This is a genomic window from Kitasatospora griseola, from assembly GCF_044999035.1.
In the GTDB taxonomy this organism is placed as follows: Bacteria; Actinomycetota; Actinomycetes; order Streptomycetales; family Streptomycetaceae; genus Kitasatospora; species Kitasatospora griseola.
Window position 1 is genome coordinate 3461204 of sequence record NZ_CP173360.1, and the last position, 25477, is coordinate 3486680.

Annotated in this window: 23 protein-coding genes; 12 read left to right on the forward strand and 11 right to left on the reverse strand. The window is 72.3% G+C overall.

Going from position 1 to position 25477, the window contains the following annotated elements:
- Positions 1-78: 78 nt before the first annotated feature.
- Positions 79-648 carry a DNA-3-methyladenine glycosylase I gene (locus tag ACI1MP_RS15440; RefSeq protein WP_404868855.1) on the reverse strand — a complete coding sequence of 190 codons (570 nt, stop codon included), beginning with the start codon at positions 646-648 and terminating at the stop codon, positions 79-81.
- Positions 645-1091, reverse strand: a complete 447-nt coding sequence (locus ACI1MP_RS15445; protein ID WP_380335130.1) for a DivIVA domain-containing protein — start codon at positions 1089-1091, stop codon at positions 645-647. Before ACI1MP_RS15445 ends, ACI1MP_RS15440 begins: the two co-directional genes overlap by 4 nt.
- Positions 1092-1298: 207 nt before the next feature.
- Here ACI1MP_RS15445 and folP point away from each other — a divergent pair, with 207 nt between their 5' ends.
- Positions 1299-2111 carry a dihydropteroate synthase gene (gene folP, locus ACI1MP_RS15450; protein WP_043916791.1) on the forward strand — a complete coding sequence of 271 codons (813 nt, stop codon included), beginning with the start codon at positions 1299-1301 and terminating at the stop codon, positions 2109-2111.
- A 17-nt stretch (positions 2112-2128) separates the two neighbouring features.
- Here the strand turns inward: folP and ACI1MP_RS15455 are convergent, their stop codons facing one another.
- Together ACI1MP_RS15455 and dapE are read right to left on the reverse strand one after the other, a co-directional pair.
- Positions 2129-2911 carry a TIGR00730 family Rossman fold protein gene (locus ACI1MP_RS15455; protein ID WP_100588876.1) on the reverse strand — a complete coding sequence of 261 codons (783 nt, stop codon included), beginning with the start codon at positions 2909-2911 and terminating at the stop codon, positions 2129-2131.
- Between the two features lie 81 nt (positions 2912-2992).
- Entirely contained in the window at positions 2993-4066 is a 1074-nt protein-coding gene (gene dapE, locus ACI1MP_RS15460; protein ID WP_380335126.1) for a succinyl-diaminopimelate desuccinylase, read from the reverse strand.
- A gap of 158 nt (positions 4067-4224) precedes the next feature.
- Here dapE and ACI1MP_RS15465 point away from each other — a divergent pair, with 158 nt between their 5' ends.
- Entirely contained in the window at positions 4225-5178 is a 954-nt protein-coding gene (locus ACI1MP_RS15465; protein ID WP_380335123.1) for a hypothetical protein, read from the forward strand.
- 353 nt (positions 5179-5531) lie between these two features.
- Complete coding sequence (locus ACI1MP_RS15470) at positions 5532-6242, forward strand: hypothetical protein (protein WP_052509784.1); 711 nt, start codon at positions 5532-5534, stop codon at positions 6240-6242.
- A 70-nt stretch (positions 6243-6312) separates the two neighbouring features.
- Here the strand turns inward: ACI1MP_RS15470 and dapC are convergent, their stop codons facing one another.
- On the reverse strand, positions 6313-7458 hold the full coding sequence (gene dapC / locus ACI1MP_RS15475) for a succinyldiaminopimelate transaminase (protein ID WP_404868856.1): 1146 nt from the start codon (positions 7456-7458) through the stop codon (positions 6313-6315).
- A gap of 17 nt (positions 7459-7475) precedes the next feature.
- Positions 7476-7802 (reverse strand): ferredoxin, encoded by a 327-nt coding sequence (fdxA, locus tag ACI1MP_RS15480; RefSeq protein ID WP_030061559.1) that lies wholly within the window; start codon positions 7800-7802, stop codon positions 7476-7478.
- A gap of 259 nt (positions 7803-8061) precedes the next feature.
- Here fdxA and ACI1MP_RS15485 point away from each other — a divergent pair, with 259 nt between their 5' ends.
- Both ACI1MP_RS15485 and ACI1MP_RS15490 read left to right on the forward strand, forming a co-directional pair.
- Positions 8062-8946, forward strand: coding sequence for a GNAT family N-acetyltransferase (locus ACI1MP_RS15485; RefSeq protein WP_369880581.1), 885 nt, complete (start codon positions 8062-8064; stop codon positions 8944-8946).
- A 50-nt stretch (positions 8947-8996) separates the two neighbouring features.
- On the forward strand, positions 8997-9866 hold the full coding sequence (locus tag ACI1MP_RS15490; protein WP_380335113.1) for a transglutaminase family protein: 870 nt from the start codon (positions 8997-8999) through the stop codon (positions 9864-9866).
- A gap of 31 nt (positions 9867-9897) precedes the next feature.
- Here the strand turns inward: ACI1MP_RS15490 and ACI1MP_RS15495 are convergent, their stop codons facing one another.
- From ACI1MP_RS15495 to ACI1MP_RS15515, 5 genes are all read right to left on the reverse strand, one after another.
- A complete protein-coding gene (locus tag ACI1MP_RS15495) occupies positions 9898-10527 on the reverse strand; it encodes a response regulator (RefSeq protein WP_369880580.1) in 630 nt (209 codons plus the stop codon).
- Positions 10528-10537: 10 nt separating this feature from the next.
- Positions 10538-11770: a sensor histidine kinase gene (locus tag ACI1MP_RS15500; protein ID WP_380335109.1), complete on the reverse strand. Its 1233-nt coding sequence runs from the start codon at positions 11768-11770 to the stop codon at positions 10538-10540.
- Between the two features lie 8 nt (positions 11771-11778).
- Positions 11779-12501: an ABC transporter permease gene (locus tag ACI1MP_RS15505; protein WP_380335106.1), complete on the reverse strand. Its 723-nt coding sequence runs from the start codon at positions 12499-12501 to the stop codon at positions 11779-11781.
- Positions 12498-13457, reverse strand: coding sequence for an ABC transporter ATP-binding protein (locus ACI1MP_RS15510; protein WP_404868857.1), 960 nt, complete (start codon positions 13455-13457; stop codon positions 12498-12500). Before ACI1MP_RS15510 ends, ACI1MP_RS15505 begins: the two co-directional genes overlap by 4 nt.
- 121 nt (positions 13458-13578) lie before the next feature.
- Positions 13579-15696, reverse strand: coding sequence for an alpha/beta fold hydrolase (locus ACI1MP_RS15515; protein WP_380335100.1), 2118 nt, complete (start codon positions 15694-15696; stop codon positions 13579-13581).
- 247 nt (positions 15697-15943) lie between these two features.
- Between ACI1MP_RS15515 and ACI1MP_RS15520 the strand changes: the two genes are divergently transcribed.
- The 7 genes from ACI1MP_RS15520 to ACI1MP_RS15550 all read left to right on the forward strand — a co-directional run bounded on the left by ACI1MP_RS15520 (position 15944) and on the right by ACI1MP_RS15550 (position 25433).
- Positions 15944-16138 (forward strand): hypothetical protein, encoded by a 195-nt coding sequence (locus ACI1MP_RS15520; protein WP_043915898.1) that lies wholly within the window; start codon positions 15944-15946, stop codon positions 16136-16138.
- A gap of 67 nt (positions 16139-16205) precedes the next feature.
- Positions 16206-17093, forward strand: coding sequence for an N-acetyl-1-D-myo-inositol-2-amino-2-deoxy-alpha-D-glucopyranoside deacetylase (gene mshB, locus ACI1MP_RS15525; protein WP_404868858.1), 888 nt, complete (start codon positions 16206-16208; stop codon positions 17091-17093).
- Positions 17090-17545, forward strand: coding sequence for a DUF6113 family protein (locus tag ACI1MP_RS15530; RefSeq protein ID WP_380335093.1), 456 nt, complete (start codon positions 17090-17092; stop codon positions 17543-17545). The genes mshB and ACI1MP_RS15530 overlap by 4 nt, the downstream gene beginning before the upstream one ends.
- Positions 17546-17837: 292 nt before the next feature.
- Positions 17838-20135, forward strand: coding sequence for a peptidoglycan binding domain-containing protein (locus ACI1MP_RS15535; RefSeq protein WP_404868859.1), 2298 nt, complete (start codon positions 17838-17840; stop codon positions 20133-20135).
- 195 nt (positions 20136-20330) lie between these two features.
- Positions 20331-22055, forward strand: coding sequence for an ABC transporter family substrate-binding protein (locus ACI1MP_RS15540; protein WP_404868860.1), 1725 nt, complete (start codon positions 20331-20333; stop codon positions 22053-22055).
- A 483-nt stretch (positions 22056-22538) separates the two neighbouring features.
- Positions 22539-23576, forward strand: coding sequence for an ABC transporter permease (locus ACI1MP_RS15545; protein ID WP_363472861.1), 1038 nt, complete (start codon positions 22539-22541; stop codon positions 23574-23576).
- Positions 23577-23666: 90 nt separating this feature from the next.
- On the forward strand, positions 23667-25433 hold the full coding sequence (locus ACI1MP_RS15550; protein WP_380335083.1) for an ABC transporter substrate-binding protein: 1767 nt from the start codon (positions 23667-23669) through the stop codon (positions 25431-25433).
- Positions 25434-25477: the final 44 nt, after the last annotated feature.

The following is a 25477-nucleotide window of genomic DNA, read 5'->3' on the forward strand; positions in this document are numbered from 1 at the left end:
GTCCGTGGACGGCGGGCTGTGGCTGCTGGGGCGGGCTCGGCGGACTCGGCAACCAGGTGGTCGTTCACCAAAAGAACCTCAGCGGGCGTGGCAGTCCACCAAGTGGTCGTTCACCAGGCCGCAGGCCTGCATCAGTGCGTAGGCGGTGGTCGGCCCCACGAAGCGGAAGCCGTTCTTCTTCAGTGCCTTCGCGAGCGCGGTCGATTCGGCCGTCACCGCGGGCACTTCCGCCAGGGTCTTGGGGGCGGGGCGGTCCGGATCGCCGGCGTGGTTCCAGATGAGCGTTTCCAGTTCGCCCTCGCCGAGGTCGATCGCGGCTCGGGCGTTGGCGATGGTCGCGAGGACCTTCGCCCGGTTCCGGATGATCCCGGTGTCGGCCATCAGCCGCTCCACGTCGGCGTCCCCGAACTCCGCGACCTGTTCGATCGAGAAGTCCCGGAACGCGGCCCGGAAGCCTTCGCGTCGGCGCAGGATGGTGATCCAGGACAGCCCGGACTGGAACGCCTCCAGTGAGATGCGTTCGAACAGCGCCTGGTCGCCGTGGACCGGCCGGCCCCATTCGGTGTCGTGGTAGACCCGGTAGTCGTCCGCCGAGTCACCCCACGGGCAGCGCAGCAGCCCGTCCGCGCCGGGCACCGCACCGGTCACGAGCGGTCACTCTTCTCGGAGTCGGCGGAGTCGGCACCCTCGGCGGAGTCCGCCGCTCCGGCAGCGTCCTCCGACGGCTTCTTCTCCAGCACGGCCGTGAACGACTCCAGCCCGGGCAGCGGCTCCCCGGCCGCGCCGCCGGTCGCCGCGACCGAGCCGCGTACCGCGCCGACGGCCTCCAGTTCGGCGATCTTCGCGTCGCGGAGGGCGAGTTCCGTGCCGAGGCGGTCGAGGACGTCGTCGACCTCGTCCATGCGGTAGCCGCGGAGCGCCATCGGGAGGCGGAGTTCGTCGACGTCGGTCCGGCTGAGCGGACGGTCCTGCGGGAGGCGTGCGGTGAGGCGGTCGCGTTCCGCCTCGGGGAGAGTCCCGCCGCCGCCCAGTGCCACCAGTGCGGCACCGCCGACGACCACGGCCATCGCAACCACGATCACCCAGAACACGAGCTGTCCTCCGTCAGTCCCCGGCAGTTCCCGGCTGTTCCCGTTTTCCTGGCAGTTCCCGTCGGCTTCGGCCCTCTGGCGGGATCAGGTGGGATCATGGTCCCGTACAGGCCGGGGCCCATCATTGCACCCGGGAGCGCTGAGGAGGAGACACCGGTGGCACTACGCCTCGGCACGCGGGAGTTCGGTCCGGACGAGTTGGTCGTGATGGCGATCGTCAACCGCACTCCGGACTCGTTCTTCGACCGGGGGGCGACCTTCGCCGACGAGGCCGCGTTCGCCGCGGCGGACCGGGCGATGGCCGAGGGTGCGGCGATCCTGGACATCGGCGGGGTGAAGGCCGGGCCGGGTGAAGAGGTCACCGTCGAGGAGGAGTTGCGGCGCACGGTGCCGTTCGTGGCGGAGCTGCGCAAGCGGCATCCGGACGCGGTGATCAGTGTGGACACCTGGCGGCACGAGGTCGGCGAGGCGGTCTGCGAGGTCGGCGCGGATCTGCTGAACGACGCCTGGGGCGGTTTCGATCCGCGGCTCGCCGAGGTCGCGGCCCGGTTCGGCGCGGGCCTGGTGTGCACGCACGCGGGCGGCGCGGAGCCGCGTACCCGTCCGCACCGGGTGGGGTACGAGGACGTGATGGCGGACATCCTGCGGGTGACGGTGGGGTTGGCCGAGCGGGCGCTCGAACTCGGGGTGCGGCGCGACGGGTTGATCATCGACCCGGGGCACGACTTCGGGAAGAACACCCGGCATTCGCTGGAGGCGACCCGCCGGCTGCCGGAGATGACGGCGACCGGGTTCCCGGTGCTGGTCTCGTTGTCGAACAAGGACTTCGTCGGCGAGACGCTCGACAAGCCGGTGGACGAGCGGCTGCTGGGCACGCTGGCCACCACCGCCGTCTCCGCCTGGCTGGGCGCGCAGGTCTACCGGGTGCACCAGGTCGCGGAGACCCGGCAGGTGCTGGACATGGTGGCGTCGATCCGCGGCACCCGTCCCCCGGCGGTCGCCCGCCGGGGGCTCGCCTGACGGTCCGTCGGCGGCGGTCAGGCCTGGGTGCCCTGGGGCTTGCGGGCCTCTTCGAGGACCTTGAGCACCTCGGCGACGTCGTCGGTGACGTGGAACAGGTCCAGGTCGTCCGGGTTGGCCTTGCCCTGCGCGACCAGGGTGGACCTCAGCCACTCGACCAGTCCGCCCCAGTAGGCGCTGCCGAAGAGGATCACCGGGAACCGGGTGACCTTCTGGGTCTGCACCAGGGTGAGCGCCTCGAACAGCTCGTCCAGGGTGCCGAGTCCGCCGGGGAGCACCACGAAGCCCTGGGAGTACTTCACGAACATCGTCTTGCGGACGAAGAAGTACCGGAAGTTCAGGCCCAGGTCGACGTACTCGTTCAGGCCCTGCTCGAACGGCAGCTCGATGCCGAGGCCGACGCTCAGCCCGCCGCCCTCGACGGCGCCCTTGTTGGCGGCCTCCATCGCGCCGGGGCCGCCACCGGTGATCACCGCGTAGCCGGCTTCGGCGAGCGCCCGGCCGATCTCCACGCCGGACTGGTACTCGGCCGAGTCGGGCTTCGTCCGGGCGGAGCCGAACACGCTGATCGCGGTGGGGAGTTTGGCGAGCGCGCCGAAGCCTTCGACGAACTCGGAGGTGATCCGCAGCACCCGCCACGGGTCGGTGTGCAACCAGTCGGTCGGCCCGGTGGTGTCCAGCAGCGCCTGGTCCGTCGTCTTCGTCTCGACCTGGTCCCGGCGCAGCAGCACCGGGCCCTTGCGCTTCTCAGGAAAGGGCTTCCTGGCCCTGCGGACGGGTTCATCTCCGTTGGCTGTCATGACGAAACCCTACGCCTGACGAGGCAACTTTCCGAGGAACAACGGGAAACGGCTGCCCGTCCGCCAAAGGCCGTGGGGCGGCTACGCGGCGAGCCAGGCCCGCAGCCGCTCCTCGACCTCGGCGATCGCGCTCAGCGAGCAGTGCTCCTCGCGCTTGTGGGCCAGGTTCGGGTCGCCGGGGCCGTAGTTGACGGCGGGGACGCCGTGCGCGGAGAACCGGGCGACGTCGGTCCAGCCGAACTTGGCCCGCGGCTCGCCGCCGACGGCGGCCAGGAAGGCCTGCGCGGCGGGCTGGGAGAGGCCGGGCAGAGCGGCCGGCGAGGCGTCCGCGATGTCCACCTGGTAGCCGTCGAAGACCTCCCGCAGGTGCTCCTCGGCCTGCTCCAGGCTGCGGTCGGGGGCGAACCGGAAGGCGACGTGGATCCGGCACTCGTCGGGGATGACGTTGCCGGCGACGCCGCCGTCGATCCGGGTGGCGTTCAGGCCCTCGCGGTACTCCAGGCCGTCGATGACGACCCGTCGGGGCGTGTAGTCGACCAGCCGGCGCAGCACCTCGGCGGCCTTGTGGATGGCGTTGTCGCCGAGCCAGCTGCGGGCGGCGTGCGCGCGGACGCCGGTGAGCGTGATGTCGGCGCGCAGGCTGCCCTGGCAGCCGCCCTCGACGACGGCGCCGCTGGGCTCCATCAGGACGGCGAAGTCGCCGGCCAGCCAGTCCGGGTGGGTGGCGAACAGGTGGCCGAGGCCGTTGCGCTCCGCCTCCACCTCCTCGCAGTCGTAGAAGACGTAGGTGACGTCGTGGTTCGGCTCCACCACCGTGGCGGCGAGCCGCAGTTGGACGGCCACGCCGGACTTCATGTCGGAGGTTCCGCAGCCGTAGAGCAGGTCGCCCTCGACGTGCGAGGGCACGTTGTCGGCGATCGGGACGGTGTCCAGGTGCCCGGCGAGCACCACCCGCTGGGACCGGCCGAGGTGGGTGCGGGCGACCACGTTGTTGCCGAACCGGTCGACGGTGAGGTGCGGGTAGGCCCGGAGCGCGGCCTCGACCGCGTCGGCGAGAGCGGTCTCCTCGCCGCTGACGGACGGGAAGTCGACGAGGCGGGCGGTCAGCGTGCCGCCGTCGACGGTCAGGTCGAGGGGCTGGTTCGGGCTGCTCATGGCGGCCACCCTACCGAGCGGCCGGACGGCCCGGCGGGCGGGCACGCAACCGCGCGGACCCGTACGGCCGTCCGAGCGGTTACGGTGTCCGCGAGCGGTGCGGGCCCGTCACGGGCCGCTGCGACCGGACGACGACGGACGACGAGGGAGGGGCCACGGTGGCCACAGACGCCGAGTACGCGGAGGGTGGCGCGTCCGAGCGCCGTCGGCGGCCGTGGCGGCGGATCCTGGTGGGGGTGCTGGCGCTGGCGGTGGTCGGCGGCCTGGTGGTGTGGCTGAACCGCGACAAGATCACCGTCCCGGACGAGGGCTGCAAGGTCGCCACCCCGGCGGGTTCCGGAACGCTGGAGCTGGGAGCGGCGGCGAACGCGGCGACCATCACGGCGGTGGCGATGTCCCGCGGCCTGCCCGAGCGGGCGGTGACGATCGCGCTGGCGACCGCCATCCAGGAGTCCAAGCTGCGCAACCTGGAGGGCGGCGACCGGGACTCGGTGGGCCTGTTCCAGCAGCGTCCCTCGCAGGGCTGGGGCACCATCGAGCAGATCATGGACCCGGTGTACGCGACCAACAAGTTCCTGGACGCGCTGGTGAAGGTGAACGGCTACGCGCAGATGCCGCTGACCGACGCCGCCCAGCAGGTGCAGCGCAGCGGCTACCCGCAGGCGTACGCCAAGCACGAGAACAACGCGACGCTGCTGGCCACGGTGCTGATGGGCCGTGAGCCGGCGGCGCTGAACTGCGTGGTGCACCAGCTGCCGGAGCCGGACTCGGCGGCCCCGCCGGCCGCCGGCGCGGCCGACCGGGTGCGCCGGGAGTTCGGCAAGGCGGTGACGGTGGCGTCCGCCGAGAAGGCGGCCAAGGACCCGCGCGAGGTGCTGGCGTTCACCCCGCAGCCGACGGCGAGCACCGCGGGCGCGGGCGGCACCCAGCAGACCGGCTGGGCGCTGGCGCAGTGGTCGGTGGCGCGGGCGGCGGACCTGGGCATCGGGCAGGTCGCCTACGACGGCAAGGTGTGGCGGGTGGACCGGCCCAACGACGGCTGGAAGCCGCTGGCGGGCGCCCCGGCGGACCGGGTGCTGGTGACGCTGGGCGCCCCGGCGAAGAAGAAGTGACGGTGCCGACGGTGCGTTGACGCACAGGTGCGCGGGTGACGGCCCACCGGGTGATTCGCGTCAACTCCCGCTGACGGCGCGACAGTCGGCGGGCCGCCGACACGCCGGTCCGCCAGGCGGGCGGCAGGCGCCTTTCCCGCCAAGGGAAGTGACGATTCTTCAGCGATCGCATCGCGGACGATCCGCCCGGTTTGCCGGAAAGCGGATCGTCCGATCTTTGCCAACCCTTGACCTTGACCGGCCGAAACCTTCCCGGTGCTCTTGCGGTCATACACGTCGCCCGCGGGGCGAGACCGGACAGCCGTTCCGGCCGTCCGCCCGGCGGACCGTAGACCTCACCTCTTAGGAGCACCATGTCCCTCCCCCTCACGCGCCGGATCGCCCAGGCCGCGCTGCTCGTCGCCGCCACCGCGGCGCCGCTCGCGGCCGCGGGCGCCGCCTCCGCCACCGAGGTGGTCCCGCAGACCGACCTGGGCGCCGGAGTGACCAAGCTGGCCGACGTCCCCAACTCGGGCGACACGGTGCAGGGGGCGACCCACGAGCTCGGCCAGATGGTCGGCACCACCGGCAGCGCGGCCCTCGCCGCGGGCGGCCCGGCCGCCGGCGACGCGGCCGGCAACACCGTCGCGCACGCCCTGCCCTCCACCGACGACGCGCTCGGCCACCTCGGCCCGGCCGCCAAGGCCGACCAGCTGACCGGCGCGCTCGGCACGCTGTCCGACCGGGTCGTCCCCGCCGTCGAGCAGAAGGTCGGCCCCGCGGTCACCGACAAGGTCCTCCCGGCCGCCCGCAAGGCCACCGCCGCCCCGCTGCAGACCGTCGCCAAGGGCCTGCCGGTCGACCGCCTGGCGAAGAGCCTGCCGGCCGCCGAGAAGCTCGCCCCGGTGCTCTCCGCCGCCCAGTCGCTGCCGCTCACCAACACCGTCACGGGCCTGGCCGAGCACGAGTCCGCCAACCGCCTGGGCGGGACGCCCGCGCTGGGCGGCGGCAACAGCCCGCTGGGCAGCCTGCTCGCCGGCACCCCGCTCGGCGGCCTGCTCGGCGGTCACCTGCCGGTCGGCTGACCCACCGCACCGCACACGCCGAAGGGGCGGAGCCGACCGGCTCCGCCCCTTCCGCACGACTGACGCGGGCTCAGCGCTTGAGCCGCTCCACGGCGGCCGCCACCCGCTCGTCGGTGGCGGTGAACGCCACCCGGACGAATCGGTCGCCCGCCGGGCCGTAGAAGTCGCCGGGCGCCACCAGGATGCCCAGCTCGGCGAGTTCGGCCACGGTCTCCCAGCACGGCCGGTCCTGGGTCGCCCACAGGTACAGGCTCGCCTCGGAGTGCTCGATCCGGAGCCCGTACGCCTCCAGCGCGGCCCGCAGCGCGCCGCGCCGCCGGGCGTACCGCTCCCGCTGCTCGGCGACGTGCGCGTCGTCGGCGAGCGCGACCGCGGTGGCCGCCTGCACCGGCGCCGGCACGATCATGCCGCCGTGCTTGCGGATCTCCAGCAGCTCGCGGACCACCACCGGGTCGCCGGCCACGAACGAGGCCCGGTATCCGGCGAGGTTGGAACGCTTGGAGAGCGAGTGGACGGCCAGCAGCCCCTCGTGCGAGTCGCCGCACACCGACGGGTGCAGCACCGACACCGGCTCGGCCTCCCAGCCGAGTTCGAGGTAGCACTCGTCGCTGACCAGCAGCACCCGGTGCGCCCGGGCCCACTCGACGGCGCGGCGCAGCTCGTCCGCGCCGAGCACCCGTCCGGTCGGGTTGGACGGCGAGTTCAGCCAGAGCAGCCGGACCTTGCTGCCGTCCAGCTCGTCGAGGTCCCCGTACGCGACCGGCTCGGCGCCGCAGAGCAGCGCGCCGACCTCGTAGGTGGGGTAGGCGAGCTTCGGGTAGGCGACCTGGTCGCCGGGGCCGAGGCCGAGCTGGCCGGGCAGCCAGGCCACCAGCTCCTTGGAGCCGACGGTCGGCAGCACCGCCTCGGGGCCGATCTCGGCGCCCATCCGGCGGTGGAGCCAGCCGGCGATCGACTCGCGCAGGGCGAGCGGGCCCCACACGGTCGGGTAGCCGGGCGTGTCGGTGTGCGCGGCCAGCGCCTGCTGGATCAGCTCCGGCACCGGGTCGACCGGGGTGCCGACGGAGAAGTCGCACAGCCCGTCCGGGTGGCCCTCGGCGGTGCGCTTGTACGGTTCGAGCTTGTCCCACGGGAAGACCGGCAGGCGGTCGGATACGCGGCGCGCCGCCCCCGGGTGGCCCGGGAACGGCGCGTGCGTGCTGTCGTTGGTGCTCACAGCGTGGATGCCACCGATCAGTGGTCGGCGTTCTGCGGGGGCAGGGCCGCGATGAACGGGTGGTCACGCTCGATCAGGCCGAGCTTGGAGGCGCCGCCGGGCGACCCCAGGTCGTCGAAGAACTCGACGTTGGCCTTGTAGTAGTCCTTCCACTCCTCCGGAGTGTCGTCCTCGTAGAAGATGGCTTCGACCGGGCAGACCGGCTCGCACGCGCCGCAGTCCACGCACTCGTCCGGGTGGATGTAGAGCGAACGCTCACCCTCGTAGATGCAGTCGACGGGGCACTCCTCGATGCACGCCTTGTCCTTCACGTCGACACAAGGCTGCGCGATGACGTAGGTCACGCTGTCGTTCCTCCTCGGAAGGGCTGCCGCCCTACTGTTTACTCGGTCGCGCGGTGCGCGCGGCGTCGTCGATGCCCGCACCTAGTATCGCGGGTCGAGGGACGCAAATGCACAGGAGGTGCGATTGATGGCTGGCGGAGCACCCATCGAGGCCCGTCCGGAGGTCCGGATAGACCCGTCTGACGTGGGAAAACGCGTCTCGGTGCGGCGTGTTGACGGCGTGGCGGACGGACGGCCGGTATTCCGCGATGTGATCGGCGTGCTCACTGCTTGGGACGACGACGCGTTGACGGTCGAGTCCCGCGGCGGCGTGTCGGTACGCTTCGCCGCCGATCTGCTGGTCGCGGGCAAATCCGTGCCCCCGTTCCCGGCCCGGTACACCTCGATGCCCGGCATCACCCCGACCGAGCTCCAGCGCACCGCGGCCCGGGGCTGGCCCGCCGTCGAACAGCAGCCGCTCGGCGACTGGGTGCTGCGCGCCTCCTCCGGCTTCACCCGGCGCGCCAACTCGGTGCAGGCCCTCGGCGACCCCGGCCTGCCGCTGGCCGAGGCCCTCGACCGGGTCCGCGACTGGTACGCGGCCCGCGGCCTGCCCGCGCACGTCGAAGTGGTGGACGGCGCCTCGCCGCCCGACCTCACCGCCGAACTCGACCGATCGGGAGCCCCGTTGGCCCCGACCACGGTCCGCACGGCACGGCTCGGCGGACTCACCAGGGCGGCCGCGCCGGACAGCTGGCGGCAGGTCCGGCTCGCCCGCACCGCCGACCGCGACTGGCTGTCGCTGTACCGCCGGGTGGGCGACGACCCGGCCCTGGAAGCCGCCGCGCGCGCCGTCCTGCACGGCGGACCGTCGGTCTGGTTCGCCCACGTGCCCGGCCCGGACGGCGCCCCGCTGGCCATCGGCCGGATGGCCGTGGACGGCGCCTGGGCCGGCCTCTCCGCGATCGAGGTCGTCCCGGCGGCCCGCCGTCGGGGCCTGGCCACCACGCTGATGGCGGTGCTCGCCGCGCGCGCCGCCGAAGAGGGCGCCACTGCCGCCTACCTGCAGGTCGAGACCGACAACCACGGCGCGCAGGCGCTCTACGACCACCGGGGCTTCACGACCAGTCACACTTACCACTACGCCCGCCTCCCCCAGCGGTAGCGTGCACCACCTGAACCGAGCCACGACCCGCTGCCGAACCGAAGGCCGCAGTGACCGAGCAGAGCAGAACCCGCTTCCGAGCCGAGGCCCGGGCCGAACACCCCGACCCGGTGCTGCTGTGCCTGCTCGCCGCCGCCGAGCACACCCTCGGCGACCCCGGCGACAGCGCTGAACCGCCCGACCTCGACGCCGTCCTGAGCGCCTGTCGGACCGCCCTCGACCGCCACGCCGCGGCCATCCGGCAGGCCGTCGCCGAACGCCGCCCGCACGGCCCCGAGGAGACCGCCGCGCTCCTCGCGGCGGTGCTCGGCGGCCGGGAGCGCTTCCACGGCCGCCAGTCCGACTACCGGCGGCTGGAGTCCTCCCTCCTCCCGGAGGTGCTCCGCCGCCGCCGCGGGCTGCCCATCATGCTCTCGCTGGTCTGGACGGCCGTCGCCGCCCGGGCCGGCCTGACCGTCCACGGCATCGCCCTGCCCGGCCACTTCATCGTCGCCGTCGGCGACCCGGAGACCGGCCACGACTACGTCCTCGCCGACCCCTTCCACGGCGGCCGCCTGCTCGACGTCCCCGACGTCGAACGCCTCGTGGCCGCGGCCGGCCACCGCTTCACCCCCGACCTGCTCACCCCCGCCCAACCGCTCGACACCGTGCTGCGCGTCCTCGGCAACATCCGCCACTGGGCCGCCGAACGCCCCGAGCACGCCCGCACCCAGCTCTGGGCCGCGGAACTCGCCCTCCTCCTCCCCCGCCACCCTGCGCAACTCCGTCTGGAGCGGGCCGAGTTGCTGGTCAAGACCGGAGACTTCCTGGGCGGCGCCGCCGAGATGGACGCGTACGCGGAGATCCTGGACGCGTTCGACCCGGAGAGCGCGAGACGCGTGCGCCAGGAGGCGAAATCGGCGCGGCACCGCCTGAACTGAGGGGGAGCACCACCATCGGTGGCGCAGCCTCCTACAGCCAGCCCTTTTCGCGCGCGACCCGTACCGCCTCCGCGCGGTTCCTCGCCGCTGTCTTCTGGATCGCCATCGACAGGTAGTTCCGGACCGTCCCCTCGGAGAGGTGCAGTCGGGCGGCGATGTCCGCATTGACGGAGCCGTCGGCCGCCGCGGCCAGCACGTCGCGTTCGCGCGGGGTGAGCGGGTTCGCGCCGTCCGAGAGCGCGGCGGCGGCCAGTTTCGGGTCGATGACCTTCTCGCCGCGCAGCACCCGCCTGATCGCGTCGGCGAGCTCCGCGGCCGGCGCGTCCTTGACCAGGAACGCGTCCGCGCCGGATTCCATGGCCCGGCGGAGGTAGCCGGGTCGGCCGAAGGTGGTGGCGATGACGACCTTGGTCTGCGGCCGGACGCGGCGGATCTCGGCGCAGGCGTCGATACCGGTCATGCCGGGCATCTCGATGTCGAGGACGGCGACGTCGATCCGGTGCTCCGTCACGGCCGCGGCGACGGCGTCCCCGCGCGCGACCTGTGCGACGACGTCGAGGTCGTCCTCGAGCGAGAGCAGCGCGGCGAGCGCCTCCCGCACCATGCTCTGGTCCTCCGCGAGGAGTACGCGTACCTGCTGGTTGACCGTTCCGTCCGTCACGGGGCGCAGCCTATTCCCCGCTGGGGCCGGGTCGCAGGGGGACGAGGGCGCGCAGGCGGAAGCCCTTGCCGCGGTTGGCGGGGCCGGTGTCGAGGCGGCCGCCGACCTGTTCGAGGCGTTCGCGCAGGCCCGAGAGGCCGTTGCCGGGAAGGGCCTTGCCGGGGCCGGGGCCGTTGTCGACGATCTCCAGGACGGCGTAGCGGCCGTCGTCCTCCCAGGTCTCGTCGAGGTGGACGGTGCAGCGGGTGGCGCCGACGCCGTGCCGGACGACGTTGGTGACGGCTTCGCGCAGGGCCCAGGCGAGGGCGCCGGTCTCCTCGGTGCCGAGGTCGGGGCGTTCGTCGGCGAGTCGGGGGTCGGCGTCGAGTTCGATCTGGCTGGCGCTCAACGCGGTGCGGGCGGCGGCGAGTTCGACGGGCAGGGTGGGGCGGCGGAAGCCGCTGACGGCCTCGCGGACGTCGGTGAGCGACTGCCGGGCGACCTGTTCGATGTCGGCGACCTGGGCGCGGGCCTCGGCGGCTTTCTCGGCGTCCATGAAGCGGCCGGCGAGTTCGCTCTTGATGGCGATCAGCGAGAGCGAGTGGCCGAGCAGGTCGTGCAGGTCGCGGGCGAGGCGCAGCCGTTCCTCGGAGGCGGCGAGGTGGGCGACGGCGGTCCGGGCTTCGCGCAGTTCGCGCATGGTGGCGACCAGGCGCTGCATGCCGTACATGGCGAAGCCGGCCAGCAGGCAGGGCAGTCCGACGGCGACCAGGGTGGTGTGTTCGGCGCCGGTGGCGAAACCGATCAGCGCGAAGACGGCGGTGACGGCGCCGACGCCGACGAGGGCCTTGCGGCCGGGCAGGACGAGGGCGGCGCAGACCGAGGTGTAGGTGAACAGGGTCAGCCAGGCCTCGCCGAGGCCGATCGAGGTGCCGACGGCGATGCCGAGGATCAGGGCGAACGGCAGGTACTGCCTGGAGCTGCCGATCCGGCGGGTGTTGCGGATCACCACCAGCGACATGTAGGCGGCCAGGAAGACCACCAGCAGGGCCGCTCCGGCGACGGTGCCGGCCGTGGTGTGCTGACCGGTCGCCAGGTCCTGGACGGGGTACAGCAGGTAGAACGCCCAGACGGACGTCCACATCAGCTTGACGAGCAGCTGCCGGCGGGTGTCGACGGGCGCGCCCGGGTACGTGGTCCAACGGCCGTCCGGCCCGTCCTCCCCGTGCTGGTCGGGGCGGCGGGCCGGGCCGGTGCTCTGCATGCGGGCCATCATGCCTGCTGCGCGTCCTTGCGGTACAGGTAGGCCGCGGCGGCGGTGAACAGCGCCAGGAAGCCCGCCAGGGCGGCGATCGCGGAGCCTGCGACGCTCTGGCCGTGGATGAACGAGGCCAGCTGGTTGTAGTCGTAGACGGGGTTGAACCGGGCGTAGGTCTTCAGCGAGTCGCCGACCGGGAACCAGGTGCCGCCGAACAGCGCCATCAGCATGTAGACGATCATCACGACGGGCTGGACGGCGTCCGGCTGGGCGGCGTAGCCGAGGGCGACGCCGAGCGCGGCGAACACGAAGCTGCCGAGCCACAGGGCGGCGGCCAGGCCGAGCCACTGGACGGCGGTGAGGTCGACGCCCTCGATCGCGCCGATCACGAAGACCACGGCGATGGCGGGCAGGGTGGTGACGGCGCAGGCGGCGATCTTGCCGAGGGTGTAGGCCCGGCCGGGCAGGGCGGTGAGCCGCAGTTGCCGGGTCCAGCCGCTCTTGCGCTCCAGCGAGATCCGCTGCGCGGAGCCGGTGAGGACGGCGCCGACCGCGCCGAAGGTGGCCATCGAGACCATGAAGTAGGACTTGACGGAGACGCCGCCGGCCACGGTGCCGCCGCTGCCGTAGGCGCTGATGAAGAACACGTACAGCAGGGCCGGGTAGAGGACGGTGAACATCAGGTACCGCTTGTTGCGCAGGGTGCGCAGGATCTCCAGCTTGATCAGGGTGGTCATCGCGCGCTCGCCTCTGCTTCCTCGTTGCGGTCCTGCTCGCCGGTGATGGTCAGGAAGGCCTGCTCCAGGCCGAGGGTGGTGACCTCCAGCCCGCGCGGGTACAGGCCGGCCTTGTAGAGCGCGGCGACGCCCGCGTCGGCGTCGGTGGAGCGGATCCGGACGGTGTGCACGCCGTCGGCGCGGGCGCTGACGTCCAGTCCGACGGTGCCGGGCAGGGCGCGCAGCAGGGCCTCGTCGAGGGCGCCGCCGTCGGAGGGGTGCAGCTCGAAGCCGATCCGGCGGGCGCCGGCCTTGGCCTTGATCTCGGCGGAGGAGCCGTCGGCGATCAGCCGGCCCTTGTGCAGGACGAGGACGCGGTCGGCGATGGAGTCCGCCTCCTCCAGGTAGTGGGTGGCGAACAGCACGGTGCGGCCGGCGTCGGCCTGGGCGCGCATCGCGGCCCAGAACTGCCGACGGACCGAGACGTCCATGCCGGTGGTGGGCTCGTCCAGCACGATCAGGTCGTTGGCGCCGGCCACCGCGAGGGCGAACCGGACGCGCTGTTCCTGGCCGCCGGAGAGCTTGTCGACCCGGCGGTCGGCGATCTCGGTGATCCCGGCGGTCCGCAGCACCTCGTCGGGCGCGTGCCCCTTGGGGTGCACCTTGCAGGCGAGGGCGACCACTTCGCGGACCTTGACGTCGCTCATCAGGCCGCCGCTCTGCAGCATCGCGCCCACCCGGCCGGCGGTGATCGCCTGGCGGGGGGTGCCGCCGAACAGTTCGACGGTGCCGCTGTCGGGTTCGCGCAGGCCGAGCAGCAGGTCGAGGCTGCTGGACTTGCCCGCGCCGTTCGGGCCGAGCAGCGCGACCGTCTCGCCCGGTCGCAGGACCAGGTCGAGTCCGTTCACCGCCTTCACCCGGCCGTAGCTCTTGCTGACGTTCCGGAAGGCCGCGACCTCCCCCGTTCCCGTACCCATCTGTCTCTCAGTCCCTTCGGAGCCGTTTCTCTGCGACTCCTCAAGACTCCTCGGAACGGGGGTGGCGGCGGCAGTGTGCACCGTCGTGACGTCCGCATGACGGATGTCACGGGTGCGCCCGTTACGCGATGCCCAGCGCGTCCTTCAGGAACTGCACCTGGAGCAGCAGCAGGTTCTCGGCGACGTCCTCCTGCGGCGTCATGTGGGTGACCCCGGACAGCGGCAGCACGGTGTGCGGGCGGCCGGCGGCGAGCAGCGCGGTGGACAGCCGCAGGCTGTGCGCGACCACCACGTTGTCGTCGGCGAGGCCGTGCACGATCATCAGCGGCCGGCGCAGCGAAGGCGCGAGCGCCACCACCGAGTTGGCCTCGTACGCCTCGGGTTCCACCGCCGGGTCGCCGTAGTAGCGCTCGGTGTAGTGGGTGTCGTACAGGTCGTGCTCGGTGACGGGCGCGCCGGCCACCGCGGCGTGGAACACGTCGGGCTCGCGGAGCACGGCGGCGGCGGCCAGGTAACCGCCGTAGGACCAGCCGCGGATGGCGACCCGGCCGAGGTCGAGCGGGAACTCCTCGGCGAGCGCGTGCAGCGCGTCGACCTGGTCGGCGACGGTGATCTCGGCGGTGCGCCGGTTGATGGACTTCTCCCAGGCGGGGCTGTGCCCGGGGGTGCCGCGCCCGTCGGCGACGATCACCGCGAAGCCCTGGTCGGCGAACCACTGCGAGGTCAGGTGCGGGTTGTGCGCCTGCACCACGCGCTGCCCGTGCGGGCCGCCGTACGGGTCCATCAGCACCGGCAACTCCCCGTCCACGTCAGGGTCGTAGCCGGTGGGCAGCAGCACCGCGCAGGGGATCCGGCGCTCGCCGGCGAACCGGAACACCGGGCGGGCGGCCAGCAGCGGGGTGTCGGCGAAGGAGGCGATCACCAGCGGCTCGGCGCCGTCCCGCAGCACGGTGACGGTGGTCCCGGGCCGTCGCGGGTCGGCGGTGGTGAGCACGGTGGTGCCGCCGCCGCGCACGGCGCCGAGCGCGCCGTCGCCGAGCTCCCGCACGCCCTCCGGCCCGTGGGTGAAGACGCCGAGCCAGCCGGCCGGGCGACGCTCGAACTCGGCGGCACCGCAGGAGGCCGAGAACAGCACCTGCTCGCCGTCCAGGCCGAGCACCGAGCGGACGTGCAACTCGGCGTCGGTGACGGCCTGTTCGCCGACCATCAGGACCCGGGCGCCGTCGTGGTCGGCGATCCGCACCAGCTGCCCGTCGGCGCGCCGCACCGGGACGCCGGCGAACAGCTCCAGCCAGTCCTCGTCCTGCTCGGTGAGCAGCACGGTGGTCGCCCCGGTGCTCGGGTCGACCTCCAGCACCAGTTGTTCGCGCTGGTCACGGGCCTGCACCTGGATCAGCGGCGAACCGCCGGCCGACCAGTGGACCCGGGCCAGGTAGGGGTGGGCGGCGCGGTCCCAGCGGATCTCGGTGCGGGCGCCGTCCAGGCCGAGCAGCCACAGTCCGACCTCGGCATTGGGGGTGCCGGCGGCCGGGTAGGCGATCTCGACCGGCGGGCGGTCGGGGTTGGCAGGGTCGGCGATCCACCAGCGGCGCACCGGCGTGTCGTCGACCCGGGCGGCGAGCAGCGCGCCGCCGTCGGGGGCCCACCAGTGGCCGCGGTCGCGGCCCATCTCCTCCTGGGCGATGAACTCGGCCTGCCCCCAGGCGACGCCCTCCCCGTCGGGCCCGGCGAGCAGCCGGTCGCCGCTGCCGTCGAGGGCGGTCACCCGCAGCTCGCCGCTCGGCGTGGCGTACGCGACGTGCTCGCCGTCGGGGCTCGGCCGTGGGTCCAACAGCGGTGTGGCGGCGGGCAGTTCGCGGGCTTCGCCGGTCTCCACCGCGACCGCGAACAGCCGCCCGGAGAGCGCGAAGACGGCGGTGCGCCCGGCGGCGTCCAGCGCGTAGCCGACGATTCCGGCGGAGGTCTCCCGGCTGCGTTCGCGGCGGGCCCGCTCGGCGTCGGACAGTTCCTCGGCGCCGCCGCCGAGCAGCACCGCGGGGTCGGCGAGCACGGTCTCGGCGCCGCTCGCGACGTCCAGGCTCCACAGCAGGTTGGCGGGCGCCTCGACGCCCCGGGAGCGCAGGAACAGCACCCGGGCGCCGTCCGGGGTGACGGTGAACGACCGGGGCGCGCCGGTGGTGAACCGGTTGGTGCGCGCGTACTGCCGGGGGAAGGTGTCGTGCGGCTTCTCGGTGGTCATGGCGCAGACCCTAAGCCCTGCCCGCGGCGCCGATCACTCGGACGGCGCAGCCCGCCGCCGCGGCGGGGTGCGGCCGTTCGGACCGCCCCTGACCGGCGGCGCTGTGCCCGGACGGGCCTGCCGCGACACCCCCGGAGGGGTCACGGAACGTCACTCGACGGTCACCGATCGGGTATCAGTTGACCATCGTTCCGCCCGCTGCCCCGTCCCCCCGGGGCGGCGCACCCGAGGAAGGGTGTGAGCCGTCATGGCTTTGTCCGTCTCCGCCGCCGTCCTGATGCTGTTCGTGGTCTGGCTCCTGGTCCGACGTTCGGGCCTGAAACTGGGCCATGCGCTGGTGTGCGCACTGCTCGGCTTCTACCTGGCCTCCAGCTCGATCGCACCGTCGATCCAAGAAGTGACGGCCAACCTGGCCGGGATGATCAACAGCCTGCGGCTCTGACCGCCGCCAGCGCGCCGCCACGGCCTGTCCGGGAAGTCCTCCCCGGGCAGGCCGTAAGCTGCCGGACATGACCTCCGTACCTCCGGCCGACGCGCGCGGACTGCTGCTGGTGCACGCCCACCCCGACGACGAGTCGATCAACAACGGCTCCACCATGGCGCGGTACGCCGCCGAGGGCGTCCGGGTCACCCTGGTGACCTGCACCCTGGGCGAGGGCGGTGAGGTGATCCCGCCCGAGCTGGCCCACCTGGCGCAGGACCGGGACGACACCCTGGGCGCCCACCGGATCGGCGAACTGACGTCGGCCATGCGCGAGTTGGGGGTCGCCGACCACCGTTTCCTGGGCGGCGCGGGCCGCTACCGGGACTCCGGGATGATGGGCGTCCGGGACAACGACGACCCGTCCTGCTTCTGGCAGGCCGACGTGGACGAGGCGGCCGGCCACCTGGTCGCGGTGATCCGCGAGGTCCGCCCGCAGGTGCTGGTGACGTACGACGAGAACGGTGGCTACGGCCACCCCGACCACATCCAGACCCACCGGGTGGCGCTGCGCGGCTACGAGCTGGCCGCCGACCCGGCGTTCCGCCCGGAGCTGGGCGAGCCCTGGCGGATCGCCAAGGTCTACTACAACCGGGTGCCGCGCTCGGTGGTCGAGGCCGGGCTGCGCCGGACCGCCGCCGAGGCCCCGTTCAAGGGCGTCGCGCCGGTCGACCAGATTCCCGGCGTGGTGGACGACGAGATCATCACCACGACGCTCGACAACGCGGCGCACGCCGGGGCGAAGGCCGCCGCGATGCGGGCGCACGCCACCCAGATCGTGGTGGACGGGCACCACTTCGCGCTCAGCAACGACCTCGGCCAGCCGCTGCTGGCCACCGAGTACTACGAACTGGTCCGCGGCGCGCTCGGCCCGGGCGGCCCGGAGAGCGACCTGTTCGCCGGGGTGGCCCGGTGAAGCTCCTCCACCCCGTGCTCGGCAGCCGCGAGGACCGACTGGCCGAGCCGATGCCCCCGCGCAGCGCCCGGATCACCGCCTACGCGGTGCTGTTCCTGCTGGGCGCGGCCGTCTCGCTGTGCGGAGCTTTCGTGCAGGCCCTGTGGGCGCCGGTCGGCGTGCTGCTCGCCCTGCTGGCCTGCCTCGGACTGTTCTACGGCGGGCTGCGGGCGACCGGCACCAAGCTGGGCGCGGGCGCGCCGCTGGCCGGCTGGTTCCTGGTGCTGGCGGTGCTGCTGGCGCCCCGCCCGGAAGGTGACCTGGTGCTCTCCGCGACCGCGACCGCGTACGCCTACCTGTTCGGCGGCTCGGTGCTCGGCGTGGTCTGCGCGACCCTGCCGACCAGCACCGGATTCCTGTTCGGCGTACCGGCGCCGGAGCCCCGACGGGCCGTCAAGGACGGCGACCGGTAGCCCATACCGGGGGGATTCGGGCCATTGGGATCCACCGGTCGTCGGACGAGGTGGAACCGCAGTCGGTATGGTGGTGCCTCGGCGGGCCACCCCCACCGTCCGGCCCACCGGGGCAGGGCGGTACCTTCGGCACCACGCGCGTGACGGGGTGTTGCCGCAGCCGACATGTGAACAGCTGATGTCCGGCCGTTCGGCCCGCCGCACGCCGCACGCCGCCGTACGGCGGCCCGACCCGCCCCATACGCAGCGGACGGCCCAGCCGGCCCGGCCGCGAACCCGGAGCAGAGCAGCATTGAGCAGCCGCGAATCTGACAACGCCCACCCGCAGCCCCGCCGCGGCGGCCCCGACGCGTACCCGTCGGGCACTCCGCCGTACGGCACCGGTCTGCCCGGTGGGCTTCCGGACCCGGCCGCCGCACGGACCGCTCCCGGCCCGCGCGCCGACGAGGCCGAGGTGCCGAAGACGGAGACCACGCTGACCACCCGGGTGCGGATCAACATCCCCGGTTCCCGGCCGATCCCGCCGGTCGTGGTGCAGAGCAAGGTCAAGGACGAGAAGCCGGCGGAGCCGGCCGGCCCGCGCCACCGCGGCGGGGGCGGCGACCCGGTGCTCGGCGTGATGGACGCCGGCGCGGGCCGCTCCAACGGCGCCCCGCCGAACCTGCCGCCGGAGTGGCAGGAGCCGGCCGCGCCGAAGGCCTCCGAGTCGGACTCCACCGGCGAGTGGTTCAAGCCCCGCCAGAAGGGCCGCCAGGAGCCTGCCGCGGCCCCCGCGCCGGCCGCCCGGTCCGCCGCCACCCCCGCCGCCCCGGCGGCCGGTGGCCCCGCCGGTGGCCCGCAGGCCGCGCCGCTCCCGTCCGGTGCGGCGGCCTCGCCGTTCGCCCCGGCCTCGCCGTACGCCGCCGAGCAGCACCCGCAGCAGGCGTCGCTGCCCGGGCAGCAGCAGCCGACGGCGGGTCAGGACCCGTTCGCGGCGGAGCAGCAGCAGCAGCACGAGCAGTACCGGCAGCAGGCGATGGCCGCCCAGGACCCCTACGCGGCCCAGTCGCAGCAGCCCAACCCGGGCCAGGACCCCTACGCGGCCCAACCGCAGCAGCCCAACCCGGGCCAGGACCCGTTCGCGGCCCAGTCGCAGCAGCCGTCCCCCGGCCAGGACCCGTTCGCGGCGGAGCAGCAGCAGTACCAGCAGCACCACCAGCAGCAGCCGACCCCCGGTCAGGCCCCGTTCGCCGCCGAGGCCCCGGCCGCGGCGCAGCACGGCGGTCAGGCCCCGTTCGCCGCCGAGCCCCCGGCCGGCCGGGGCGGCGCCCCGGACCCGGAGCCGGAGGACACCCAGATCGGCGGCTTCGACCCGGTCACCGGCGAGGAGCCGGCCCCGGGCGGTGCGATAGCCGCTGACCCGCCGACCACCCAGCTGTTCCTGAACGCCCCGAAGTCCCCGTCCGGTCCGGCCGCGGCCGACCCCTTCGCCGCCGCCGACCGGCCCCGTCCGGCGGGCGGCAACGGCGGCGGCCGGTTCGCCGACCTGCCCGAGGCGCAGCCGTTCCCCGGCGGCCCGCGGGCGGCGACGCCCAAGCGCGAGGTGCCGAACGACCCGCCGCCGGCGGAGGAGGACTACGACGACGAGCCCTCCTCGAAGTCGGCCAAGGGCGGCGGCAAGGTCAAGAAGCTGCTGGTGACGGGCGTCGGCGGCGTGCTGTTCCTGGGCGCGGCGGCGTACGGCGCGGGCCTGATGATGAATCAGTCCGACATTCCCAAGGGCACCACGGTGCTGGGCACCGACATCGGCGGCGACTCCCGCGACCAGGCGGTGACGGCGCTGGACGGTTCGGTCGGCAAGGCCGGGCAGCAGCCGGTGCGGCTGAAGATCGGCGACCAGTCGGTGACCCTGGACCCGGCCAGCGCCGGTCTGAGCTTCGACACCACGGCCACCGTGGACGCGCTGACCAAGCACAGCTACAACCCGGTCGAGGTGCTCTCCTCGCTGACCGGCGGCGGCAAGGCCGTCGAGCCGCAGGTGCGGGTGGACAAGGCGAAGCTGAAGGCCGCGCTGGACGACCTGGCCGCGAAGTCCGGGCAGGGCCTGCAGGAGGGCTACGTCCGGTTCACCGAGACCACCGCCGAGGTGGTCCCGGGCAAGGCCGGGCAGGGGCTGGACTCCGCGTCGGCCGCCGACAAGGTCGAGCAGGCCTACCGGGACCGGGCGGCCGGCAAACCGGACGCCGAGCTGGCGCTGCCGCTGGCCGACGCCCAGCCGAAGGTCGGCCAGGACGCCCTGCAGGCGGCCGCGGACGGCCTCGGCAAGCAGGTGCTGGCCGGCAACATCACCATCAGCGCGGGCGCCAAGCAGTTCGCCTTCGGCGGCAAGACGGCGGCGAAGGCGCTGGTGCTGGCCCCGGACGCGTCCGGCCAGATCGTCCTGAAGTGGGACCTGGACGCGCTGCGCACCTCCATCGGCACCACCTTCGACAAGGTGAAGACCACCAAGAACGGCCAGTCCGCGCTGATCACCGTGCAGGACGTGGCGGACGCGATCGGCCAGACCGTCACCAAGACGGGCCGGGACCGGGCGTACAAGTTCCCCGCCTGATCCGCCGTCACCGTCCCCCCGGAGGCCGGGGCTCCGCCGTCGGAGCCCCGGCCTCCGGCGTGCTGGCGGATCCTCGCCAGTGGCGTCGCAGAACGGGACGAACCGGGCGGCGCCACAGGGTGACCACGGCGCGTTATCAAGACTTGATCGGCGACTGGTCGACAACATGTCTCGCCGGTACGCAAGATGTGCCGCGTGCCGAGACGCCCCACCCCGAGAAGTCGCCGTCCGCTCGCCCTGATCGCGTCGGTGGCAGCGCTGTCCTTCGCGCTGTGCTCCTGCGCCGCCGGCGGCTCCCCGGGCGGCGGTTCCACGGCGGTGGCGGGCGGCGAGGCCCCGCGGATGACCCAGCAGGCGCTGAACCCGAAGCCGCGCACGGCGCTGCGTCAGGGCGGCACCATGAACTGGGCGATCGACCAGTACTCGAGCCAGTGGAACCCGATCCAGGCGGACGGTTCCGAGGCGTCCACCGTCGACGTGGTCAAGGCGCTGCTGCCGACCTTCTGGCGCTCCGACGCGGGCGGCATGCAGACCCCCAACCCGGCCTACCTGACCTCGGCGAAGAGCGAGGTGCGGCAGGGCAAGCAGACCGTGGTGTGGACGCTCAACCCGAAGGCCCACTGGTCCGACGGCACCCCGATCACCTGGCGCGACCTGCAGGCCGACTGGCAGGCGCTGAACGGCCAGGACCCGGCGTTCAGGACCGCCTCCAGCAACGGCTTCGACCAGGTGGAGAGCGTGGTCCGCGGCCAGGACGACCACCAGGCCGTGATGACCTTCCGGGAGCCGTACTCGGAGTGGCAGGCGATGTTCAACAACGCCGGCAACGCCCCGCTGCTGCCGGCGAAGTACGTCGCCACGCCGGAACTGTTCAACACCTCCTTCAAGGGGGGCTTCCCGGTCACCGGCGGGCCGTTCAAGGTGGAGAAGATGGACCCGGCGACGCGCACCGTCACGGTGGTCGCCGACCCGGACTGGTGGGGCGACAAGCCACTGCTGGACCGAATCGTCTTCAAGGCGTACGACACCGGGAAGATGCCGCAGGCGTTCGCCGCCGGCGAGGTCGACTTCTACAACAACGGCCCCAACACCGAGGGCTACCGGATCATCGGGTCCACCCCGGACGGCGAGGCCCGCCGGGCCGGCGGGCCGAACCTGCGGCAGCTGGTGCTGAACGGGCGCAGCGCGGCGCTCGGCGATCCGAAGGTCCGTCAGGCGCTGATCCAGGCGATCGACCGGGCGGAGATCACCCGGACCGACCTGGCCGGCCTGGACTGGCCGTACATACCGATGAACAACCACTTCCTGGTGCCGTCCCAGCACGGCTACCAGGACAACTCGAACGGCCTGAGCCGGTTCGACCCCGACGCCGCGAAGGCGTCCCTCGACTCGCTGGGCTGGAAGCTCGGGCCCTCGGGCGTCCGCACCAAGGACGGCACGGAGCTGGCGCTGCGGTTCGTGGCGCCGGCCGGCAACAACCTGGCCGCCAACGAGAGCGCGCTGGTCACCCGGATGCTGGGGCAGATCGGGGTGAAGGTCACGGTGCAGACCGTGCCGGCCGGCGAGTTCTTCGACGGCTTCGTGTACAAGCACGACTTCGACCTCACCGCGTTCGCGTTGATGGGCACCCCGTTCCCGGTCTCCAACTCGATCAGCACCTTCCAGCAGGACTCCGGCTCCAACTGGTCCCAGGTCGGCAGCAAATCACTTGACAAGGCCATGGCGGATGCCGCCAAGGCCGGCACCGTGGACGACGAGACGGCAGCACTCAACCGGGCCGACGCGGCGGCGTGGGAGGTGGCCGGACTGGTCCCGCTGTACCAGCGCCCGGCCATTTTCGGCGTCCGCAAGAACATCGCCAACCTCGGCGCACCGGGGCTCGGCGACCTCGTCTACGAGAACATCGGGCTGCTGAAGTAACACCCGGGCGGCGAAGTCCCGCCATTGGCGGGAAATTGCCAGGCGGCCGGCGGTACGCCTGCCGCCCGAATTGGGTGACCCCTACCCACGAATTCGCTCCGGCATGCCCGAAAACGCAGGTGTCCGATTATCGGACACTCAATTGCCGCTCTCAATTCCTCTCAATGGCACCAAAACGGACACGAGGTCTACGCGCGTCGTTCAATCGGCCGCCGAACTGGCCGTCCAGATAGCGGACCTGACAGTGCATCGTTACGGACAGGTGAACGAGCCTTGATCACCTTTGTCCGGTTTTGACCGTATCGCTCAACGGCTGTCAAGAGTTCAGGAACTACGAAGTGGTTGATATTCCAGCACGAAGGAGGAAATGGGCCCTCGACAACTGAGGAACTCTTGACGTTCGATAAACGACTTGCAAGAGTCCATTCATCCAAGTTCTTACTCCTTGCTTCTGCACGGACCACGGTCGGGAGCTTTCGCACCATGACGACGCCTACTGGGGCCACGACGGACGGGGACACCCCCGGGTCCACGTCGGACCTTCCGGACAACGCCTCGGCCGACGCGCCCGCCGATCCCGGCTTCCGCGGCCTCTCCCCCGGGAAGCTGATGTGGCGCCGCTTCCTGCGCGACCGCACCGGCGTGGTGAGCGCCTGCGTGGTGCTGTTCTTCGTCCTGGTGGCGGTCCTCGCCCCGGTCATCTCGATGCTCTACGGCAACGACGCGGAGACCCACTACGGCCAGAACGACCCGACGCTGCTGACCGACTCCGGTCTTCCGGTGGCCCCCAACGGCGGCATGAGCGGCGACTTCTGGTTCGGCCTGGAGCCGGGCCTCGGCCGTGACGTGATGATGCAGCTGGTCTACGGCATCCGCACCTCGCTGATCATCGCCTTCGCCACCTCGCTGCTGACCACCGTGATCGGTGTCGCGCTCGGTATCGCCGCCGGCTACCTGGGCGGAAAGGCCGACTTCTTCATCGGCCGCGTGATCGACGTGCTCATGTCGTTCCCGTCGCAGATCTTCCTGATCGCCACCATGCCGGTGGTCACCAGCCTGCTGGTGCCGTCCGGTCAGAAGGCCCCCGAGTGGCTGCCGTTCGTCGCGGTGACCATCGTGCTCTCGCTGCTCGGCTGGATGGGCCTGGCCCGCATCCTGCGCGGCACCGCCCTGGCCCTGCGCGAGCGTGAGTTCATCGAGGCCGCCAAGGTCACCGGCGCGTCGCCGATGCGGATCATCTTCAAGGAGATCCTGCCCAACCTGTGGACCCCGATCCTGGTTCAGGCCACCCTCGCGCTCCCGGCGTTCGTCACCGCCGAAGCCGGCCTGTCCTACCTCGGCGTGGGCGTCAGCGAGCCGGTCCCCGACTGGGGCCGGATGATCGCGGGCGCGGCGGACTACCTGCGGACCGACGTCACCTACCTGCTCTTCCCGGGCATCGCCATGGTGATCTTCGTTCTCGCCTTCAACCTGCTCGGCGACTCCGTCCGGGACGCCTTCGACCCCAAGGCCAACCGCTAGCAGGCCCTCAAGACTCCGGGGGGATGGGAAAGCCAGGCCCCGGGCACCCCACTGCACATAGTCACTACACCTACCCCAGGCAGGATGAAGATGAGTTCTCGCAAGTCGCGGCTCGCCGCCGCCATCATGGTCGCCGGGGCCCTGACCGTCACCACGGCGTGCTCCAGTGGCCACTCCAACAGCGACGGTGCGAAGCCGGGTGCCTCGAAGGCCCCCATCTCCGCCACCACGATCTCGGTCGGCACCGCTGACGACTCGAAGGGCCCGGCCGTCCCGGAGCCCGGCGCGAAGAAGGGCGGCACGGTCAACATGATCGACCGCGACGACTTCTCGCACCTGGACCCGGCCATGGTCTACATGAACTACAACGCCGAGGCCTCGCTGCTGTTCACCCGTCAGCTGACCGGTTACAAGACCGCCGCGGACGGCTCGCAGAAGCTGGTCGGCGACCTGGCCACCGACACCGGTACCACCACCGATGGCGGCAAGACCTGGAAGTTCACGCTGAAGGACGGCGTGAAGTGGCAGGACGGCGCCGCGATCACCTCGGCCGACGTCAAGTACTCGATCGAGCGCACCTACGCCTCGTTCATCAAGGGCGGCCCGACCTACATCCAGCAGTGGATCTCGGGCGACGACTACCGCGGCGCCTACGCCGGTCCGTACGACGGCAAGGGCCTCGACGCGGTCACCACCCCGGACGACAAGACCGTCGTCATCCAGTTCAAGGACGTCCACACCGACGCCAACTTCACCCTGGCGATGACCGGTTACGGCATCGTGCCGAAGGCCCACGACACCAAGGAGGAGTACGACAAGAAGCCGTTCTCCTCGGGCCCGTACCAGATCACCGAGCACGTCAACGACCGCTCGCTGGACCTCGAGCGGAACCCGAACTGGGACCCGGCCACCGACCCGATCCGGAACGCGTACCCGGACAAGTGGCACATGACCTTCGGTGTCCAGGCGCAGCAGTCCACCGAGCGCTTCATCGCGGACAACGGTGACGACAAGAACGCCTTCTCGTTCCACAACCAGGTCCACACGACCTACATCGACAAGGTCAAGGGCGACGAGAAGCTCAAGCCGCGTACGCTCGAGGGCCTGACCCCGTACGTCGACTACTACTACATCAACAACACCCGCATCAAGGACCAGAAGGTCCGCGAGGCGCTGGTCAAGGCGTTCCCGCACCAGCAGACCCGCCAGCTGCAGGGTGGCACCTCCTACGGTGACTACGCGACCTCGTACATGAGCCCGACCGTGCTCGGCTTCGAGTCCTACGACCCGTTCGACGTGCTGAAGAAGCCGCAGGGCGACACCGAGGCGGCCAAGAAGCTGCTGACCGAGGCCAACGCCGTGGGCCAGACCATCGTCTACGCCTACAACAACACCCCGGTCCAGCAGAAGGTCACCGAGGCCATCCGCACCAACCTCGAGGCCGCCGGCTTCAAGTTCGTGCCGCACCCGCTGGACTCGAAGACCTACTACGACGCGATCCAGCAGGTCAACAACGAGTTCGACCTGTACTGGGGCGGCTGGGGCGCCGACTGGCCGACCGGTTACACCTCGCTGCAGCCGGTCTGGGACGGCCGCATGATCGCCGACGGTGGCCAGAACTACGCCCACGTGAACGACCCGGAGATCAACGCCGCCATGGACGCGGCGGTCAAGATCGCCGACCCGACCGCCCAGGGCAAGGCGTGGGCCGCGATCGACAAGAAGCTGCAGGACAAGGCGTACTCAATCCCGGACGTGTACCAGCGTTCGCTGAGCCTGTACGGCTCGGGCCTCGGCGGTGTCAAGTTCGACACCCTGGCCGGTCTGCAGTCGCCGCTCAACATCTACGTCAAGTAGTAGTCGTCACCGAGCAGTAGCTCACGGTGGGGCACCGGCACGAT